General features: G+C 64.5%; 13 protein-coding genes and 1 pseudogene. 10 read left to right on the top strand and 4 right to left on the bottom strand.

Features of this window, described 5'->3' with window-relative positions; translation table 11 throughout:
* On the bottom strand, positions 1-3501 hold the full coding sequence (gene dnaE / locus AC2FMD_RS03870; RefSeq protein WP_496743237.1) for a DNA polymerase III subunit alpha: 3501 nt from the start codon (positions 3499-3501) through the stop codon (positions 1-3).
* Positions 3502-3844: 343 nt separating this feature from the next.
* Here dnaE and xdhA point away from each other — a divergent pair, with 343 nt between their 5' ends.
* The 7 genes from xdhA (at position 3845) to AC2FMD_RS03835 (ending at position 13170) form a co-directional block, all read left to right on the top strand.
* The gene (gene xdhA / locus AC2FMD_RS03865) at positions 3845-5206 is read left to right on the top strand and encodes a xanthine dehydrogenase small subunit (RefSeq protein WP_496743236.1); all 1362 of its coding nucleotides are present in this window, start codon (positions 3845-3847) and stop codon (positions 5204-5206) included.
* Positions 5203-7545, top strand: a complete 2343-nt coding sequence (gene xdhB / locus AC2FMD_RS03860) for a xanthine dehydrogenase molybdopterin binding subunit (RefSeq protein ID WP_496794695.1) — start codon at positions 5203-5205, stop codon at positions 7543-7545. Before xdhA ends, xdhB begins: the two co-directional genes overlap by 4 nt.
* The gene (gene xdhC, locus AC2FMD_RS03855) at positions 7545-8480 is read left to right on the top strand and encodes a xanthine dehydrogenase accessory protein XdhC (RefSeq protein WP_496794694.1); all 936 of its coding nucleotides are present in this window, start codon (positions 7545-7547) and stop codon (positions 8478-8480) included. The genes xdhB and xdhC overlap by 1 nt, the downstream gene beginning before the upstream one ends.
* Positions 8477-9994 carry an ABC transporter ATP-binding protein gene (locus AC2FMD_RS03850; RefSeq protein WP_496794693.1) on the top strand — a complete coding sequence of 506 codons (1518 nt, stop codon included), beginning with the start codon at positions 8477-8479 and terminating at the stop codon, positions 9992-9994. Before xdhC ends, AC2FMD_RS03850 begins: the two co-directional genes overlap by 4 nt.
* Positions 9995-10057: 63 nt before the next feature.
* Positions 10058-11140, top strand: coding sequence for an ABC transporter permease (locus AC2FMD_RS03845; protein WP_496687308.1), 1083 nt, complete (start codon positions 10058-10060; stop codon positions 11138-11140).
* A gap of 3 nt (positions 11141-11143) precedes the next feature.
* The gene (locus AC2FMD_RS03840; RefSeq protein WP_496687307.1) at positions 11144-12064 is read left to right on the top strand and encodes an ABC transporter permease; all 921 of its coding nucleotides are present in this window, start codon (positions 11144-11146) and stop codon (positions 12062-12064) included.
* A gap of 32 nt (positions 12065-12096) precedes the next feature.
* Complete coding sequence (locus AC2FMD_RS03835) at positions 12097-13170, top strand: BMP family ABC transporter substrate-binding protein (protein WP_496743008.1); 1074 nt, start codon at positions 12097-12099, stop codon at positions 13168-13170.
* 52 nt (positions 13171-13222) lie between these two features.
* Here the strand turns inward: AC2FMD_RS03835 and AC2FMD_RS03830 are convergent, their stop codons facing one another.
* From AC2FMD_RS03830 to AC2FMD_RS03820, 3 genes and pseudogenes are all read right to left on the bottom strand, one after another.
* Positions 13223-13837, bottom strand: coding sequence for a CDP-alcohol phosphatidyltransferase family protein (locus AC2FMD_RS03830; protein WP_496687306.1), 615 nt, complete (start codon positions 13835-13837; stop codon positions 13223-13225).
* A 71-nt stretch (positions 13838-13908) separates the two neighbouring features.
* Positions 13909-15137, bottom strand: a pseudogene (locus tag AC2FMD_RS03825) (HlyD family secretion protein).
* A gap of 36 nt (positions 15138-15173) precedes the next feature.
* Positions 15174-15536, bottom strand: coding sequence for a hypothetical protein (locus AC2FMD_RS03820; RefSeq protein ID WP_496794692.1), 363 nt, complete (start codon positions 15534-15536; stop codon positions 15174-15176).
* A 149-nt stretch (positions 15537-15685) separates the two neighbouring features.
* Between AC2FMD_RS03820 and AC2FMD_RS03815 the strand changes: the two genes are divergently transcribed.
* The 3 genes from AC2FMD_RS03815 to AC2FMD_RS03805 are packed head-to-tail and all read left to right on the top strand — an operon-like array spanning position 15686 to position 18338.
* The gene (locus tag AC2FMD_RS03815) at positions 15686-16624 is read left to right on the top strand and encodes an aldo/keto reductase (protein WP_496743010.1); all 939 of its coding nucleotides are present in this window, start codon (positions 15686-15688) and stop codon (positions 16622-16624) included.
* Positions 16621-17688 (top strand): NAD(P)/FAD-dependent oxidoreductase, encoded by a 1068-nt coding sequence (locus tag AC2FMD_RS03810; protein ID WP_496743011.1) that lies wholly within the window; start codon positions 16621-16623, stop codon positions 17686-17688. Before AC2FMD_RS03815 ends, AC2FMD_RS03810 begins: the two co-directional genes overlap by 4 nt.
* The gene (locus AC2FMD_RS03805) at positions 17685-18338 is read left to right on the top strand and encodes a DUF938 domain-containing protein (protein ID WP_496743012.1); all 654 of its coding nucleotides are present in this window, start codon (positions 17685-17687) and stop codon (positions 18336-18338) included. The genes AC2FMD_RS03810 and AC2FMD_RS03805 overlap by 4 nt, the downstream gene beginning before the upstream one ends.
* Positions 18339-18349 lie beyond the last annotated feature (11 nt).

Below are 18349 nucleotides of genomic sequence, written 5' to 3'. Positions count from 1 at the left end.
TCAGACCTCCTGCACGTCCATCACGCCATCGAGCGATTTGATCGCACCCTTGATCTGCGGGTTGATGGGGAAATCCTGCCCCAGATCCATCTCGACTTCGCCCGGCAGGCCCGGGTCCATCAGGCACAGGTGAACCGGCCCCTTCGCGGCATTTCGGGCCGCCCCCGCCGCGTCCTGCAAAACCCGTGCCACGGTGGACACCACCTGCGGCTGATCGACGAAGATGCGCAGACCCGTTGCCCCGGCCTCGGCCACCACCGAATCCGCCGGACCGACCGAGCGCGCCAGCAGCTTCAGCTGGTCGGCCTCCATCGTGGCTTCGGCCGTCAGCACGACCTGCGCGCCGGTTTCCAGATACTCGCGTGATTTCTCCAAGGTTTCCGAGAACAGCGTCACCTCGTATGCCCCCGTCGGGTCGGACAGCTGGGCAAAGGCGAACCGGTTGCCCTTGGCCGATTTCCGTTCCTGTCGTCCGGCGACCACACCGGCCATCTTGGCGATCAACGGACCCGAGCGTGCCTTTTCGGTGACCTCGTCCAGCGTCATCACCTGCTTGCGTTTCAGGGCGGGCATGTAGTCGTCCAGCGGGTGGCCGGAGAGGTAGAAGCCGATGGCCTTGAACTCCTCGCTCAGGCGTTCGGCGGGCAACCAGTCGGGCGATTTCGACAGGCGCGGTTCGGGCAGATCGTCGCCCGCCTCGCCGAACAGTGAGACCTGGTTCGAATTCTTCTGCTCGTGGATCGCCGCCGAATACTGCACCAGCTGTTCGAGGCTTTCGAACACCCGGCGGCGGTTCTTGTCCAGTTCGTCGAAGGCCCCCGCGCGGGCCAGCATCTCCAGCGGCCGTTTGCCGACCTTCTTCAGGTCGACCCGGCGGGCGAAGTCAAAGAGGTTGACGAAAGGCTTGTCGCCCCGCCCCTGCACCACGAGGTTCATCGCCTCGACGCCCACGTTTTTCAGCGCGCCCAGAGCATAGACCAGCTGGCCATCCACCACGTCGAAGGTCGCCAGCGAGCGGTTCACGCAGGGCGGCACGTAAGGCAGGCCCAGCCCCTTGCGGACCTCTTCGAAATACACCGCCAGCTTGTCGGTCAGGTGGATATCGCAGTTCATGACGCCGGCCATGAACTCGACCGGGTGGTTCGCCTTGAGCCAGCCGGTCTGGTAGCTGACCACCGCATAGGCCGCCGCGTGGGATTTGTTGAAGCCGTAGTTGGCGAATTTCTCCAGCAGGTCGAACACCTCGGAGGCCTTCTTGGCGTCCACGCCGTTCTTGGCCGCGCCAGCCTCGAATTTCGGGCGTTCGGCGTCCATCGCCTCTTTGATCTTCTTGCCCATCGCGCGGCGCAGCAGGTCGGCGCCGCCAAGGCTGTAGCCCGCCATGACCTGCGCGATCTGCATCACCTGTTCCTGGTAGACGATGATGCCTTGGGTTTCTTCCAGGATGTGGTCGATCAGCGGGTGAACGGATTGGATCTGGCGCTGGCCGTTCTTGACCTCGCAATAGGTGGGGATGTTCTCCATCGGGCCGGGGCGGTAGAGCGCCACGAGCGCCACGATGTCCTCGATGCAGGTGGGTTTCATGCGCTTGAGCGCGTCCATCATGCCCGAGCTTTCAACCTGGAACACCGCCACGGTCTTGGCCGCGGAATAGAGCTTGTAGGTGGCCGGATCGTCCAGCGGGATCGCGTTGATCTCGTTCACCGCGCCTTCGGGCGGGTCATAGAGCTGCCTCCCGTCGGCGGCAATGTGCAGGTCGCGGCCCGACTTGCGGATCAGGTCCACCGCGTTCTGGATCACGGTCAGGGTTTTCAGGCCCAGAAAGTCAAATTTGACCAGACCGGCCTGTTCCACCCATTTCATGTTGAACTGGGTCGCGGGCATGTCCGAGCGCGGGTCCTGATAGAGTGGCACCAGCTCGTCCAGCGGCCGGTCGCCGATCACCACGCCGGCGGCGTGGGTCGAGGCGTTGCGCAACAGCCCCTCGACCTGCTGGCCGTAAGTCAGAAGGCGGTCCACCACCTCTTCGTTGCGGGCCTCTTCGCGCAGGCGGGGTTCGTCCTTAAGCGCCTTTTCGATCGAGACCGGCTTGACCCCTTCAACCGGGATCATCTTGGACAGGCGGTCCACCTGGCCGTAAGGCATCTGCAGCACCCGCCCGATGTCACGCACCGCCGCCTTGGACAAGAGCGCACCGAAGGTGATGATCTGGCCCACCTTGTCGCGGCCGTATTTCTGCTGAACGTAGCGTATCACCTCTTCGCGGCGGTCCATGCAGAAGTCGATGTCGAAGTCGGGCATCGAGACCCGCTCGGGGTTCAGGAAGCGTTCGAACAGCAGGCTGTAGCGCAGCGGGTCAAGGTCGGTGATCGTCAGCGCATAGGCCACCAGCGAGCCCGCGCCCGAGCCCCGCCCCGGCCCGACCGGAATGTTGTGCTCCTTGGCCCATTTGATGAAGTCGGCAACGATCAGGAAGTAGCCGGGGAACCCCATGCTTTCGATGATGCCCAGTTCGAAATCCAGACGCTTCTGGTATTCCTCGGGCGGGACGGCATGGGGGATCACCGCCAGGCGTTTCTGCAGCCCCTCGTTGGCCTGACGCCGCAGTTCCTCGACCTCGTCATCGGCGAATTTCGGCAGGATCGGGTTGCGCTTGTAGGCCATGAAGGCGCAGCGCTTGGCGATCTCGACCGTATTCTCGATCGCTTCGGGCAGGTCGGCGAAGAGCGTGGCCATTTCCTGCGGTGACTTGAAATAGTGCTGCGCGGTCAGGCGTCGGCGGCCCTCTTGCTGGTCGACATAGGCGCCCTCGGCGATGCAGATCAGGGCGTCGTGCGCCTCGTACATGTCCGAGGTTGGGAAATAGACGTCATTGGTGGCGACCAGAGGCAGGTTCTTGGCATAGGCCATCTCCACGTGGCCGCGCTCGGTCAGGCGTTCGGCCTCGGGCTGGCCATCCTCGCCGGGGTGGCGTTGCAGTTCGATATACAGGCGATCGGGGAACATCGCGGCCAGCCGGTCCACCAGCGCCTCGGCCGCCGGGCGCTGGCCCTGCTGCAGCAGGCGGCCCACGGGGCCGTCCGGGCCGCCGGTCAGGCAGATCAGGCCCGCCGAATGGCGCTGAAGTTCATCCAGAGTGACCTGCGGCAGCTGCCCGCCCTTGTCCACATAGAGGCACGAGCTGAGCTTCATCAGGTTCTCATACCCGGTCTCGGACTGGGCCAGCAGCACCACGGGCGCAGGCAGCGTCGGCTTGTCGCCCGGCTGTGCGGTCACATAACTGAGGTCCACCTGGCAGCCGATGATCGGCTGGATGCCCGCGCCGCTGGCGGTGACGGAAAACTCCAGCGCGCAGAACATGTTGTTGGTATCGGTGACCGCAACGGCGGGCATGTCCATCTGCTCGCACAGACCGGGCAGCTTTTTCAGCCGCACAGCGCCTTCCAGCAGGGAATATTCGGTATGAACACGGAGGTGGATGAATCGTGGAGAACTGCTCATGAGCGCAGGCTATCCCACTCGGCGCGCGGGCAAAAGACAGAAGGATACCGGCGGGTTGCTCAAACAATAATCAGCGATTATTCGGGTTTTTCAGAAGGTGCTTCACTTGAGATCGGGGAGTAATGGCAAAAAGGTGTTTTGTTTCAAAGTCGTGCCCGGATCAGGCGGTCGATACACCTGTCAAGACGAATAGGAATGGTGCATTCCAGGGGCGGTTTTTCTTGCCAGCCGTCCGGCGCTGTTTCTAACATCTTTCGGCAAGCTACAAGCCCGCTTCTTTCTCTACGTCGCATCGAGAGAGGGCACCCATGGGCGCAACGGGGTAACGCGACGGGTTTCTATAATGAACATCACGTTTCTTCTGAACGGAGAGACTGTGGAGTTGGCGGATGTCGATCCGACGGCCACATTGCTGGATTGGCTGCGCGAGGACCGCGGCCTGACCGGCACCAAGGAAGGTTGCAACGAGGGCGACTGCGGCGCCTGCACCGTGATGGTGACGGATGAGGGCGGCGCCAAGGCGCTGAATGCCTGCATCCTGTTTCTACCGCAGCTGCATGGCAAGGCGGTGCGCACTGTCGAAGGCGCGAGCGGGCCGGATGGCCAGATGCACCCGGTTCAGCAGGCGATGGTGGAACATCACGGCTCGCAATGCGGCTTCTGCACGCCGGGTTTCGTGATGTCTATGGTGGCCAGCCATGCGAATGGCGCGACCGATCACGACACGCAACTGGCCGGCAACCTGTGCCGCTGCACCGGCTATGCCCCGATCATCCGCGCGGCAAAGGCCGTCGAAGACCAGCCGGTGCCGGTCTGGATCAGGGACACGCCGGTGGCGGTCGAACCCGCCTCGCCGATGATGCCGCGCTCGTCCGACGAGCTGGCCGAGGTCTATGCCAGCCATCCCGAGGCGACTCTGGTGGCCGGCGCCACTGATGTGGGCCTGTGGGTGACCAAGCAGTTGCGCGATCTGGACCCGGTGATCTTTCTGGGCGGTTGCGACGATCTGAAGGAGATCTCGATCACCGAAGACGAGGTCCGCATCGGTGCGATGGTGGACATGAACCGCATGGGCGCGGCGATGGCCGATCTGCACCCCTCCTATGCCGAGATGATCCGGCGCTATGCCAGCGTGCAGGTGCGCCATGCGGCCACCGTGGGGGGCAACATCGCCAACGGCTCGCCCATCGGGGACAACCCGCCCGCGCTGATCGCGCTGGGGGCGACGCTGCATCTGCGCAAAGGGGACGCGCGGCGGTCGATCCCGCTGGAGGATTTCTTTGTCGATTACGGCCAGCAGGACCGCGCGCCCGGCGAGTTCGTCGAGGCGGTCAGCTTTGCCCGTCAATCGGACCGGCTGAAATGCTACAAGCTGAGCAAGCGGTTCGATCAGGATATCTCGGCCGTGTGTGGCTGTTTCAATGTCACCGTTTCGGATGGCGTCGTGGCGCAGGCGCGCATCGCCTTCGGTGGCATGGCGGGCATTCCGAAGCGGGCCGCGGCGGTCGAGGCCGCCTTGGTCGGCAAGGCGTGGACGCATGAGACCGTTCAGGCCGCGCTGCCGGCGTTTGACGGGGATTTCACCCCGCTGACCGACATGCGCGCCTCGGCCGAATACCGGCTGGAGACGGCCAGGGCGATGCTGGAGCGGTATTTCGCAGAGGATCAGGGCGAGTTGACCAACGTGCTTGAGGTGTCGGCATGAGCGTGACCAAGCCCCTGCCCCATGACGCAGCACATCTGCATGTGTCGGGAACCGCGCGTTACGTGGATGACATTCCGACGCCCAAAGGCACGCTGCACCTGGCCTTTGGGTTCAGCCCGATCGCCAAGGGCCGGATCACGGCGATGGACCTGTCGGCGGTGAAGGCCGCCGAGGGCGTCGTGATGGTGATGACGGCTGAGGACCTCCCCTTTGCCAATGACGTCTCGCCCTCGGTCCATGACGAGCCGCTGCTAGCGAACGGGACGGTGAACTATGTGGGCCAGCCCGTGTTTCTGGTCGTCGCCACCAGCCATCTGGCGGCGCGCAAGGCGGCGCGGCTGGGCAGGATCGACTATGCCGAGGAAACGCCGATCCTGACCATCGAGGAGGCCTTGGCCGCGGACAGCCGGTTCGAGGACGGCCCGCGGATCTACGCCAAGGGCGACGCCGACGCCGCCATCGCGCAGGCGTCGCATGTGATCGAAGGCACGTTCGAGATCGGCGGGCAAGAGCATTTCTACCTGGAAGGTCAGGCCGCGCTGGCGGTGCCGAACGAGGGCGGGGACATGCTGGTGCATTCCTCGACCCAGCACCCGACCGAGATCCAGCACAAGGTGGCCGAGGCGCTGGGTGTTCCCATGAACGCCGTGCGGGTCGAGACCCGGCGGATGGGCGGCGGCTTTGGCGGCAAGGAAAGTCAGGGTAATGCGCTGGCCGTGGCCTGCGCCATCGCGGCGCGGGCGACCGGGCGGGCCTGCAAGATGCGCTATGACCGCGACGACGACATGATCATCACCGGCAAGCGGCATGCCTTCCGCATCAGCTACAAGGCCGGGTTCGACGCGGAGGGGCGCATTCAGGGTGTCTCGTTCAAGCATTACGCCATCTGCGGCTGGGCGCAGGACCTGTCGCTGCCAGTGGCCGACCGGGCGATGCTGCATGCCGACAACGCCTATCTGTTGCCCAACGCGCGGATCGAGAGCCATCGGCTGAAGACCAACACCCAATCGGCGACGGCGTTTCGCGGCTTTGGCGGGCCGCAGGGCATGGTGGGGATCGAGCGGGTGATGGATCACGCAGCGCATGTGCTGGGGCTGGACCCGGTCGAGCTGCGGCGGCGGAATTACTATGCGGCTCCGGCTGAGGGGGGCTCTGCCCCCCGGCCTGCGGCCTCCCCCCGGAGTATTTCCGAAAAGATGAAGGGGAATACCACGCCCTATGGGCAGGTGGTCGAGGATTTCGAGCTGCACGGGATGACCGAAGCCCTGCTGGCGTCGAGCGACTATGCCGCGCGCAAGGCGGCGGTCGCGGCGTGGAATGCCGAGAACCGCGTTGTCAAGAAGGGCATCGCCTTTTCGCCGGTGAAATTCGGGATTTCCTTTACGCTGACCCATCTGAACCAGGCCGGGGCGCTGGTGCATGTGTATCAGGATGGCTCGGTGCATCTGAACCATGGCGGCACCGAGATGGGTCAGGGGCTATTCCAGAAAGTGGCGCAGGTGGCGGCCGCGCGGTTCGGTATTCCGCTGGAGACGGTGAAGATCACCGCGACCGATACCGCGAAGGTGCCGAATACTTCGGCCACGGCGGCGTCGTCGGGCAGCGATCTGAACGGGATGGCCGTTAAGGCCGCCTGCGACACGATCCGCGACCGGATGGCCGCCTATCTGGGCCAGCGGCATCAGGCCGACCCATCGGCGGTCGTCTTTGCCGACGGCCGGGTTACCGTGGGCGAGGAAAGCTACAGCTTTGCCGAGGCGGCGGCGCTGGCCTATCAGGGGCGCGTCAGCCTGTCGGCGACCGGGTTCTACAAGACGCCCAAGATCGAGTGGGACCGGATCAAGGGTCAGGGGCGTCCGTTCTATTACTTCGCCTATGGCGCGGCGGTGACCGAGGTGGCGGTGGATACCCTGACCGGGGAAAACCGGATTCTGCGGGCGGATATCCTGCATGATGCCGGCGCCTCGCTGAACCGGGCGCTGGATATCGGGCAGGTCGAAGGAGGCTATGTGCAGGGCGCGGGCTGGCTGACGACCGAGGAATTGGTGTGGGACGACAAGGGCCGGCTGCGCACCCATGCGCCATCGACCTACAAGATCCCCGCCTGTTCGGACCGGCCGGGCGTGTTCAACGTGGCGCTCTGGGATGGCGCGAACCGCGAGGACACGATCTATCGCTCGAAGGCGGTGGGCGAGCCGCCCTTCATGCTGGGAATTTCGGCCTGGCTGGCGCTGTCGAATGCCGTTGCGGCCTGTGGCGATGGATACCCGGGTCTGAACGCTCCGGCCACCGCCGAAGAAGTCTGGCGTGCCATTCAACGCCTGCGTGGAGGCACCTGATGGGATTTGACCTGGAGACATTGAGGGAGGCAGTCGAAAAACACGGAAAGGTGACACGCGTGGTCATCGCGGCGATACGCGGGTCGTCCCCGCGCGAGGTCGGCGCCGCGATGCTGGTCTGGGACGGCGGGCAGTCGGGCACGATCGGCGGCGGCACGCTCGAGTTTCAGGCGGCCGAGGCGGCCCGGACCCAGCAAGACCGGTCCCGCCTGTCCCGACATGCGCTGGGGCCGGACCTTGGGCAATGCTGCGGCGGCGCCGTCAAGCTGCTGAGCGAGGTCTATGACGCGGAAGCTGTCGCGCAGCTGGACCGCGAGGTGATCGCCCGCCCCGTCACGGATGCTCCGATGCCGCTTTCGGTGAAACGGCTGCTGGCACAGGCCCGCAACCAGGGCCAGCGCCCCGAGCCCCAACTGATCGACGGCTGGATGATCGAACCGGTGCACAGCCCCCTCAGCCAGCTGTGGATCTGGGGGGCCGGACATGTCGGGCGGGCGCTGGTCGGTGTGATGGCCCCCCTGCCCGATCTGGCGATCACCTGGGTGGACACCGCGCCCGACCGTTTTCCCGAGATGGTTCCGCCGGGTGTTACCGCAGTGCCGGCAGCCAATCCGGCGGATCTGGTGCACCACGCTCCGCCAGATGCCGAGCACCTGGTGCTGACATATTCACACAATCTGGACTTTGAACTGTGCAACCGGCTGCTTTGGCATGATTTCCGCTTTGCGGGGCTGATCGGCTCGGCTACGAAATGGGCGCGATTCCGTTCGCGCCTTGCCGCGCTGGGGCATTCACCGGCGCAGATCAGCCGGATCACCTGCCCCATCGGGGACCCGGCCCTGGGCAAGCACCCGCAGATGATCGCAATCGGTGTGGCGGCACATATCCTGCGCCCCGCCCGGCAGAATGACTTGAAGAAGGACCAGAGCGCGTGACCACTCCACTTCTGAGCCTGCAGGGACTGACTAAGGCCTATCCCGGCGTCGTGGCCAATGACCATGTGTCCTTCGACATAGCGGAAGGCGAAGTCCATGCCCTGCTGGGCGAGAACGGCGCCGGCAAGTCCACTCTTGTCAAGATGATCTATGGGCTGGTCAAGCCCGACAGCGGCACGATGCTGATGCGCGGCCAGCCCTACGCCCCAAGCGAACCGCGCGCGGCGCGCGCCGACGGCGTCGCGATGGTGTTCCAGCATTTCTCGCTGTTCGACGCGCTGAACGTGGCCGAGAACATCGCCTTGGGCATGGAAAACCCACCTCCCATGGGCGACCTGGCTGCGCGTATTCGCGAAGTTTCGCAGAATTACGGCCTGCCGCTCGACCCGTACCGGACCGTGGGCGACCTGTCCGCGGGCGAACGCCAGCGGGTCGAGATCATCCGCTGCCTGTTGCAGGACCCCAAGCTGCTGATCATGGATGAACCCACCTCGGTTCTGACGCCGCAGGAGGTCGAGATCCTGTTCGAGACGCTGAAAAAGCTGCGCTCGGAGGGTACCTCGATCCTGTACATCTCGCACAAGCTCGAAGAAATCCGCACGCTGTGCGACCACGCCACCATCCTGCGGCTGGGCAAGAATGTGGGCGAATGCGTACCGTCCGAGACCTCGGCCCGCGACATGGCCGAACGGATGGTTGGCTCGGCCTTGCAGACACCGGAACGCGCGGGGCGCGCGTTCGGCCCGGTGGCGCTGGATGTGACCGGCCTGTCGGTGCCGTCTCCGTCCGAGTTCGGCACGGCGCTAAAAAACGTGCACCTGACCGTGCGCAAGGGCGAGGTTCTGGGCATCGGCGGCGTCGCCGGCAACGGGCAGGACGAGTTGCTGGGTGCGCTGTCGGGCGAAATCCTGACCACGGCCGACGCCATCAAATTCAACGGCCAGCCCATCGGCCGGCTGGGGCCCACTGCACGGCGCGAGCTGGGTGTACTAACCGCGCCCGAGGAACGTCTGGGCCATGCGGCGGCACCGGACATGAGCCTGACCGAGAACGCCCTGTTGACCGGGTCGGTGCGGGAAAACCTCGAAACCCGGGGCTTTCTGAAATGGAGCGAAGCCCGGGATTTCGCCGAGCGGATCATCAAAACCTTCGACGTCCGCACGCCCGGCCCTGAGAACGCCGCGCGGTCGCTGTCGGGCGGCAACCTGCAGAAATTCGTGATCGGCCGCGAGGTGCTGCAAAACCCCGAGGTTCTGGTGGTGAACCAGCCGACCTGGGGGGTCGATGCCGCCGCAGCCGCCGCGATCCGTCAGGCTATTCTGGACCTTGCGGCCCAGGGCACGGCTGTGGTTTGCATCAGCCAGGACCTGGACGAGTTGATGGAGATCTCGGACAGTTTCGCCGCGCTGAACGAGGGGCGACTGAGCGCGCCGCGGCCCACGGCCAACCTGAGCGTCGAAGAGATCGGCCTGATGATGGGCGGCGCGCATGGCATGGAGGTGGCGCATGTATAGGCCTCGGCGCGGCTTTCGACCGGCGCACATCAACAAGAACGCAACAGGCAGGGGGATCACGGGATGATCGTGCTGGAGAAACGCCCACAGCCGTCCAAGGCGTGGTCCTACGCCACGCCGCTGGTGGCGGTGGTGGCCACGATGGTGTTCGGCGGGCTGCTGTTCGCCATCTTGGGCAAAAACCCCGTCGAGGCGATCGGCACGATCTTCTGGGAGCCCCTGTTCGGCGAGTTCTCATTCTATTACCGGCCGCAATTGTTGGTGAAAGGCGCGCCACTGGTCCTGATCGCCATCGGGCTGTCGCTGGGCTTTCGCGCCGGGATCTGGAACATCGGCGCCGAGGGTCAGTACATCATGGGGGCGATTTTCGGCGCGGGCATCGGGCTGGCCTTCTATCCGCTTGATGCTTGGTATGTATTTCCGCTGATGGTCCTCGCCGGGGCCTTTGGGGGCTGGATCTGGGCGATGATCCCGGCCTTTCTGAAAGTGCGCTTTGGCACCAACGAGATTCTTGTCTCGCTGATGCTCGTCTATGTGGCCGAGCAATTCCTGGCCTCGGTCTCGCTGGGGCTGCTTAAAAACCCCGAGGGGTTCGGCTTTCCGGGCTCGCGCAACCTGCAATCCTATGACGCCGCGCACAACGCGGAACTGATCGCAGGATCGGGCATGCACTGGGGTGTGGTCGCGGCCTTCGTTGCGGTGATCTTTGCCTATGTCCTGCTGAACCGGCACATGCTGGGCTTTCACATCCGCCTGACGGGCGAGGCCCCCCGCGCAGCAAGATTCGCAGGCGTGAACCCGCCCCGGCTGATCCTGTTCTGCCTGGGGCTTTCGGGTGCCCTGGCGGGCTTGGCGGGCATGTTCGAAGTGTCCGGCCCCGCGGGCGTGGTGAGCATCGACTTCAACGTGGGCTACGGGTTTACCGCCATCATCGTGGCCTTCCTCGGCCGTCTGCACCCGGTGGGCATCCTTCTGGCCGGCGGCCTGATGGCGCTGACCTATATCGGCGGCGAGATCGCGCAGTCTCAGCTGGGGCTGCCCGCCGCCGCGATTCAGGTGTTTCAGGGGATGCTGCTGTTCTTCCTGCTGGCCTTTGACCTATTGACCAACTACCGCATCCGTGCGGCCCGCAGCGAGGTGGCGTGACCCATGAACCTTGGTGAAATCAACCCCATTCTGCTGATCGCCTCGCTGATGGTGGCGGCCACCCCGCTGTTGCTGGCCGCAATCGGAGAGCTGGTCGTCGAGAAAGCTGGCGTACTGAACCTTGGCGTCGAAGGCATGATGATCGTGGGCGCGATCAGCGGCTTTGCGATCTCGGTCGAGACCGGCTCGCCCTGGCTGGGTTTCGTGGCGGCGGCCATCGGCGGCGCGCTGCTGTCGCTGCTGTTCGTGCTGCTGACCCAGTTCGCACTGGCCAACCAGGTGGCCAGCGGCCTGGCCCTGACGCTGTTCGGCCTGGGCCTCAGCGCGTTGTTGGGGCAAAGCTATGTGGGCATCAAGCCGCCCAGCATGGGCGACATCCACATCCCCGTCCTGAGCGACCTGCCGGTGATCGGCCCCATCCTGTTCCAGCATGATCCGATCCTGTATGTGGGCATCGCGCTGACCGCAGGGGTGTGGGCGATGTTGAAATACACCCGAGCGGGTCTGATCCTGCGCGCGGTGGGGGAAAACCACGATGCCGCCCATGCGCTGGGCTACAAGGTGGTGCGGATCCGCATTCTGGCCATCCTCTTCGGCGGCGCCTGCGCCGGGCTGGGTGGGGCCTATATCAGCCTGATCCGGGTACCACAATGGACCGAAGGCATGACCGCCGGCGTCGGCTGGATCGCGCTGGCACTGGTGGTGTTCGCCAGCTGGAAACCGTGGCGCACCTTGCTGGGTGCCTATCTGTTCGGCGGCATCACCGTTCTGCAGCTGAATTTGCAGGCAGCGGGCGTTGCCATCCCTGTCGAGTATCTGGCAATGTCGCCCTACATCATAACGATCCTTGTGCTCGTGATCCTTTCGGCCGACAAGAGCAGGGCACCTGCCTCACTTGGCCGGACCTTCCACGCCTCGCACTAGGGGCCAACTGTACCAAATTGGGGAGTAACTAAATGAAATTCACTTCACTTCTGGCAAGCGCCGTCATGGCACTTGGCCTTGCCACGGGCGCCGTGGCCGAGGACAAGACAAAGGTCGGGTTCGTCTATGTCGGCCCGGTGGGCGATGGCGGCTGGACCTACGAGCACGACAAGGGCCGTCAGGCTGTCGAGAAGCACTTTGGCGACAAGGTCGAAACCGTGTACGTGGAATCGGTGCCCGAAGGCCCGGATGCCGAGCGCGTCATGACCCAGATGGCGCTGGAAGGGGCCGACCTGATCTTTACCACCTCGTTCGGCTACATGGACCCGACCATCAACGTGGCCAAGAAATTCCCGAACGTGAAATTTGAGCACGCCACCGGCTACAAGACCGCCGACAACGTGTCGGTCTACTCGGCGCGTTTCTATGAGGGTCGCGCTGTCCAAGGTCATATCGCCGGCAAGATGACCAAGTCGAACATCATCGGCTATATCGGCTCGTACCCGATCCCCGAAGTGATCCGCGGCATCAACTCGGCCTTCATTCACGCCAAGAAGGTGAACCCGGATGTCGAGTTCAAAATCGTCTGGGCCTACACCTGGTTCGATCCGGCGAAAGAGGCTGATGCCGCCAAGGTTCTGATCGAACAGGGCGCCGATGTGATCTTGCAGCACACGGACTCGACCGCACCGCAGGCTGCCGCACAAGAAGCCGGCAACGTGATCACTTTCGGCCAGGCCTCGGACATGAGCGAATATGCTCCGATGCCGCGCGTCAGCTCGATCATCGACAACTGGGCGCCTTACTACATCGCGCGCACCCAGGCTGTGATGGATGGCACCTGGGAGTCGGTGAACACCTGGGACGGTATCAAGGAAGGCATGGTCGAGATCGGCGAGATCTCCGATGCCGTTCCGGCCGACGTCAAGGCTGAAGCTCTGGCTCTGAAGGACGCGATCGCATCGGGTGAATACCATCCTTTCACCGGCCCGCTGAACAAGCAGGACGGCAGCGCCTGGCTGGCAGAAGGCGAAGTGGCCGATGACGGCACGCTGGCCGGCATGAACTTCTATGTCGAAGGCCTGGAAGGCGAAATTCCGCAGTAAGCCGGATCGGAAAAGCACCGGAAAGCCCGCCCCATCTGGCGGGCTTTTTTATTTACAGTTGGTCCCGAAAACTGCGCCAGGCCAGAAGAACCCGCGACGCCGCCGTCAGGAAACACAGCCCCCCGAACACCCAAGCCATGGGCGCGAATGCCTGCGGCAGCAGGCAAAGCAGAACCAGGAAAGCGATCGTCTCTGCCCCTTCCAGCAGGCCGCCGGTGAAATACAGCGCCTTCTTCCCCCGCGCCTCGGACCGCAGTCCGTGACGGTCGGCCAGCAGGGCAAAGCCCAGAAAGCTGGTGCCGTTAACGTAGAAGGACAGCAGCAGAAAGGCCCCGGCAAAGCCGTTGGCCGCAGGGTCGGCGACGACGAATGCGAACGGGACCGCGCCGTAGAACAGGAAATCGCAGGTGATATCAAGGTAACCGCCGAAATCGGTCCCACCGCGCGCGCGGGCCACCGCGCCATCCAGCCCATCCGCCAAGCGCGACAACAGCAGCGGCAGCAAGGCCCACGCCGTTTCCCCAACGGCGATCAGGCCGCAGGCCACCAGCCCCAGCCCCAACCCGATCAGCGTGATCTGGTTGGCGGTAAAGCCCAGCCGGGCAAGAACACGCCCCTGCGCGTTCAGCACCGGATCAATAATGGGTCGGATCTGTGCATCGAACATGCGCGGCTCCTAGCCTGCGATCCCGATTTTGGCCAGACACAATGGCGCGAGCGCGCAGTCGCTGCACGCGGCTAGTGCCCGCTGAGCACCAATGTGTTAACCGGCATCAGGATCAGCCGCAGGCGCAGGCCCGCCGCATGCAAGGCACCGATCGCGTCGACCACGTGGTAAAACGCCTTCTGCCAGAACCCTAGGCTTTCATCCTCGAGCTTGTGGTGATTGTCGGTATAGACATTGGCCAGGCAGTTGCTGCCCGGCGGGAGCGTGTCGGCCATGCCGCCATACAGCGGCTCGAGATAGACGAGGATCGAACCCGGATTGGTATTGACCTGCACGTCACGCAACTCGTCCGTGGGCCGGATCTACCCCGATGGGATCACGTCCTGCACCTGAACCACCACGGCCGGGATCACCGTGAACGGCTTGGTCATGCAGCCCAGTTCTCCGATCTTGCCGGGCTCGATCACCTGTGCGCTCATCTGGTTGAACGCGGCCTGGAACCTGTCGCGCCCCGAGTTTGAGGGCACCAGAATGCCCGCCGACGCAGAAGCGGGCTTACATAGTCGCCGACCTGCAGCCCGAACTGCTCGACCCGGCCGGTCACGCCGGCACTGACGACCGCCTTGTCCAACTCACCCAACGCCGCGTCCAACTGCGGATTGGCGCTGGACAGTTGGGCGGGGATCAATTCCTCGATCTGCTGAACGACAGCGGCCTTCTTCGATTCGGCCGCACGCACTTGGGCCTGGCGCTCGGCCACCAGGTTTTCCAGCCGGTCGATCTCGGCCAGCCGCACGGCGCTGGAGCCCTCGTCGCGCAGTGTCGTGTTGCGCTCGAGGTCCTCAAGGGCCTGATCCAGCGCAGCCTTGGCCGCCGCAATGCCAGCCTCGGCTTCGGCCAAGTCGCTCTCGGCCACTTTCAACGAGGCCTGGATCTGGGCGATCTGCGCATGCGCCGCCTCGACCTGGGCCTTCTGGGTGAAATCCTCGATCCGGAAGATCGGCTGCCCCGCGGTGACGATCTGGTTGTTGGTCACATAGACCTTGGACACCCGCCCGCCCAGCTTTGGCAGGATCGTCACCGTGCGGAAATACGACACCGCGGTCTTGCTGACCGGATGAAAGTCGAACAACATGGTGATCACGAGCGCGAGGATCGCGCAGGTGGTCAGGTCCCAGCGCAGCTCGTACCACATGGTGAACAGGGTGATTTCATGCCCGATCCGCTTGCCCTGCACGAACCTGCGGAACAGGAAATCCCGCAGCACGGTGACCAGCGCGCACATCAGTGTTTCAAGCATCGGCCGCAGCTCCGTCAGTGCGCGTCCCCAGGGCGGTCACGGGTGCCGCGGGGCCTCTGGGTCGGGTGGCTGGCCGCGGCCCGGTGCCAATGACCGGATGGCATCGGCAATCGAACGCAGGGGAGCAGCGAAGTTCGGAAACTGGAAACCCGCCATCAGGATCGCCGCAATCCAGAAGATGCCGTCGTGGATGAACAGTGCCAGCAGCGCCAGAATCCTAACCAATTTAAACTGAGGGTGGTTGTTTTCATGCGCCATCTTTTCCGGCACCGAATTCAGGGTCAGGTACCCGACCCCGATCAGAACGACCACGCCGACGGTGAAAAACACAATGAAGGTGAACAGAAAGTCGCTTCCAACCGCCTCTGTCACATACGAGGGGATATGCCCCGTGGCCATCGGGTGAATATCTGCGCCGGTACAATCCGCCTCCGGAAAATCCTGCAGAAAAGGACTGGATGGGTTGATGCGCAAATTCAACCCCGCTTAAACAAGGGGGACGGATTGTTCCGGCGTTTCGTCCAAACGATCACCAATCGGACGCAGACATGACCCAGTACCTTACCACCCTGAACGGCGCACCCTTGCGCGGATTTGCCTTCGGCACGATGCAATTCGGCGGCCGCGCCGATGCGGACCAGAGCCGAGCGATGTATGATGCCTGCCGGGCCGCAGGGATCGCGCATTTCGACACGGCATATGTCTACACCGATGGCGCCTCGGAAACCTTGCTGGGCCAGATGATCGCGCCCGAGCGCGACGATCTGCTGATTGCGACCAAGGTCGGGTACACGGGTGGCGCGGGGGCGGCGAATATCGAAAGCCAGTTTGACATTTCTCGCGCCCGACTGGGGCAGGACGTGATCGACCTGCTGTACCTGCACCGGTTCGACCCCGGAACCGATCTGGCCGAGACGATGGAGTGTTTCGCCCGCCTGAAACAGGCCGGCAAGATCCGCTATGTGGGCCTGTCAAACTTTGCCGCCTGGCAGGTGATGAAAGCCGCACAGATCGCCGCGCAGTTCGATCTGACGATCGACGCGCTGCAGCCGATGTACAACCTCGTCAAGCGTCAGGCCGAGGTCGAGATCCTGCCCATGTGTTCCGATCAGGGAATCGCTGTGTTTTCCTATTCTCCTCTGGGCGGCGGTCTGCTGACCGGCAAGTATGCGCGCGGCGGCGGCGGGCGGCTGGCCGAAGATGAACGCTATGCCAGCCGCTACGGGGCCGACTGGATGGCCGAAACCGCGACCCGGTTGGCCGATCTGGCGGCCGAAACCGGGGTCGATCCGGCGACGTTGGCGGTGGCCTGGGTCTCCGCCAGCCCCTATGCGCCGACCCCCATCATTTCGGCGCGCAGCCGCGAACAACTGGACCCGTCGCTGGCCGCGCTGACCTTCGAAATGTCCCCCGATCTTTATGCCCGCATCACCGCGCTCAGCGTATCGCCGCCACCCGCCACCGACAGGCTCGAGGAGGCCACATGATCGACTTTCTGGTCATCGGCGGCGGCGTCGCGGGGCTGAGTGCAGGCGCCCGCCTGTCGGAACACGGCTCGGTCACCGTTCTCGAGGCCGAAGACGCGTTAGGCTACCACGCCTCGGGGCGCTCGGCCGCGCTATTCGAGGAGGGGTATGGCCCCGCTTCGGTGGTTGCATTGAACAGGGCCAGTGCCGGGTTCTTTGCCGACAGCGGATACCTGACGCCGCGCGGTCTGATGCTGTTGGCCAAGCAGAATCAGGCCGAACAGTTCGCCCTGGACGTGGCCGAATTGAACATGACGGAAATCCCGATTTCAGAGGCACTGGCGCATGTCCCTATTCTGAACCCTGAAACGGTGACCCGCGCCGCGCTTAGCGAGGCCGCCCATGACATCGACACCGACCGCGTCCTGCAGGATTTCGCCCGCACGATCCGCGCCAATGGCGGGACGGTCCTGACCGGGCAGGCGGTGACAGGTATCCGCAAGGCCGGACACTGGATCGTGACGGCAGAGCAGGAATTCGAAGCCCGGACCATCGTCAACGCGGCAGGCGCATGGGTGGATGAGGTGGCAACGATGGCCGGGATCGACCCGATCGGGATCACGCCGCGGCGTCGCTCGATGGCGCGCCTGCCCGCGCCCGGCGGCCATGACCTGCGCCACTGGCCTATGATGCTGGGCGCGGGCGAGACCTGGTATGCCAAGCCCGACGCCGGCAAGCTGCTGGTGTCCCCGGCCGACGCCGACCCCGTTGCCCCACAGGACGCCTGGGCCGATGACATGGTGCTGGCCGAAGGGTTGGCGCGTTACGAGGAAATGGTCATCTGCCCGGTTTTGCGGGTGGAGACCAATTGGGCCGGTCTGCGCAGTTTTGCGCCCGATGGCACGCTGGTCTTGGGGCCCGATCCGGCGGATGCCAGTTTTGTCTGGTCGGCCGCGCAAGGCGGCTATGGGTTTCAGACCGCACCTGCGGCCGCGCGGCTGGTCGCCGACCTGGCGCTGGGCCTGACGCCCGAGCTGCCGCCCGAGATCGTCACGGCGCTGTCCCCTGCGCGACTGCGATCATGACCCGGCGCCCCCTTCCCCCGTGCGCAAGCGTCGCCACTCCGGGCGATGGCGCCCGGCTGGTCGCCCCGGCTGCCAGCAGGAACGTCGCACACCTGTGCGCTCTGCTATCCGAGGTCGCCCCCGACCGAGGCCGCGCGCTGGAGCTGGCCAGCGGCACCGGTCAGCATGTCGCTGCGTTTGCCGAGCGGCTGCCCGGGCTCGAATGGCAGCCGACCGAGATCGACGCCGCGCGGCGCGCCAGCATCGACGACTATGCAAGCGACCTGCCGAACGTAGTCCCGGCCATCGCGCTGGACGCGACCGAGCGTGGCTGGGCGGACCGGCACGGTGGGCAGGATCTGATCGTGCTGATCAACCTGCTGCACCTCATCAGCCAGCCCGAGGCAGAGACCATCATCGCCGAGACCGCCCGCGCCCTTGCCCCGGGCGGGCGTTTCGTCCTCTATGGCCCGTTCATGCGGGCCGGGGAACTGACCAGCGAAGGCGATGCCAGATTCCACGCCACCCTGACCGCGCAGGATCCCGAAATCGGCTACAAGGACGATTTCGACACGATCGACCTGATGCAGGACGCAGGGCTGGAACTGGTGCAGGTCGTGGAGATGCCTGCAAACAATCTGGCCCTTGTCGCCGAAAAACCGGCCACCTGATCGAGATCAAG

This window comes from Ruegeria sp. BHSC276, assembly GCF_059612945.1.
Note: the sequence above shows the minus strand (reverse complement) of the source record. Positions and strands in the feature narration are given on the sequence as shown.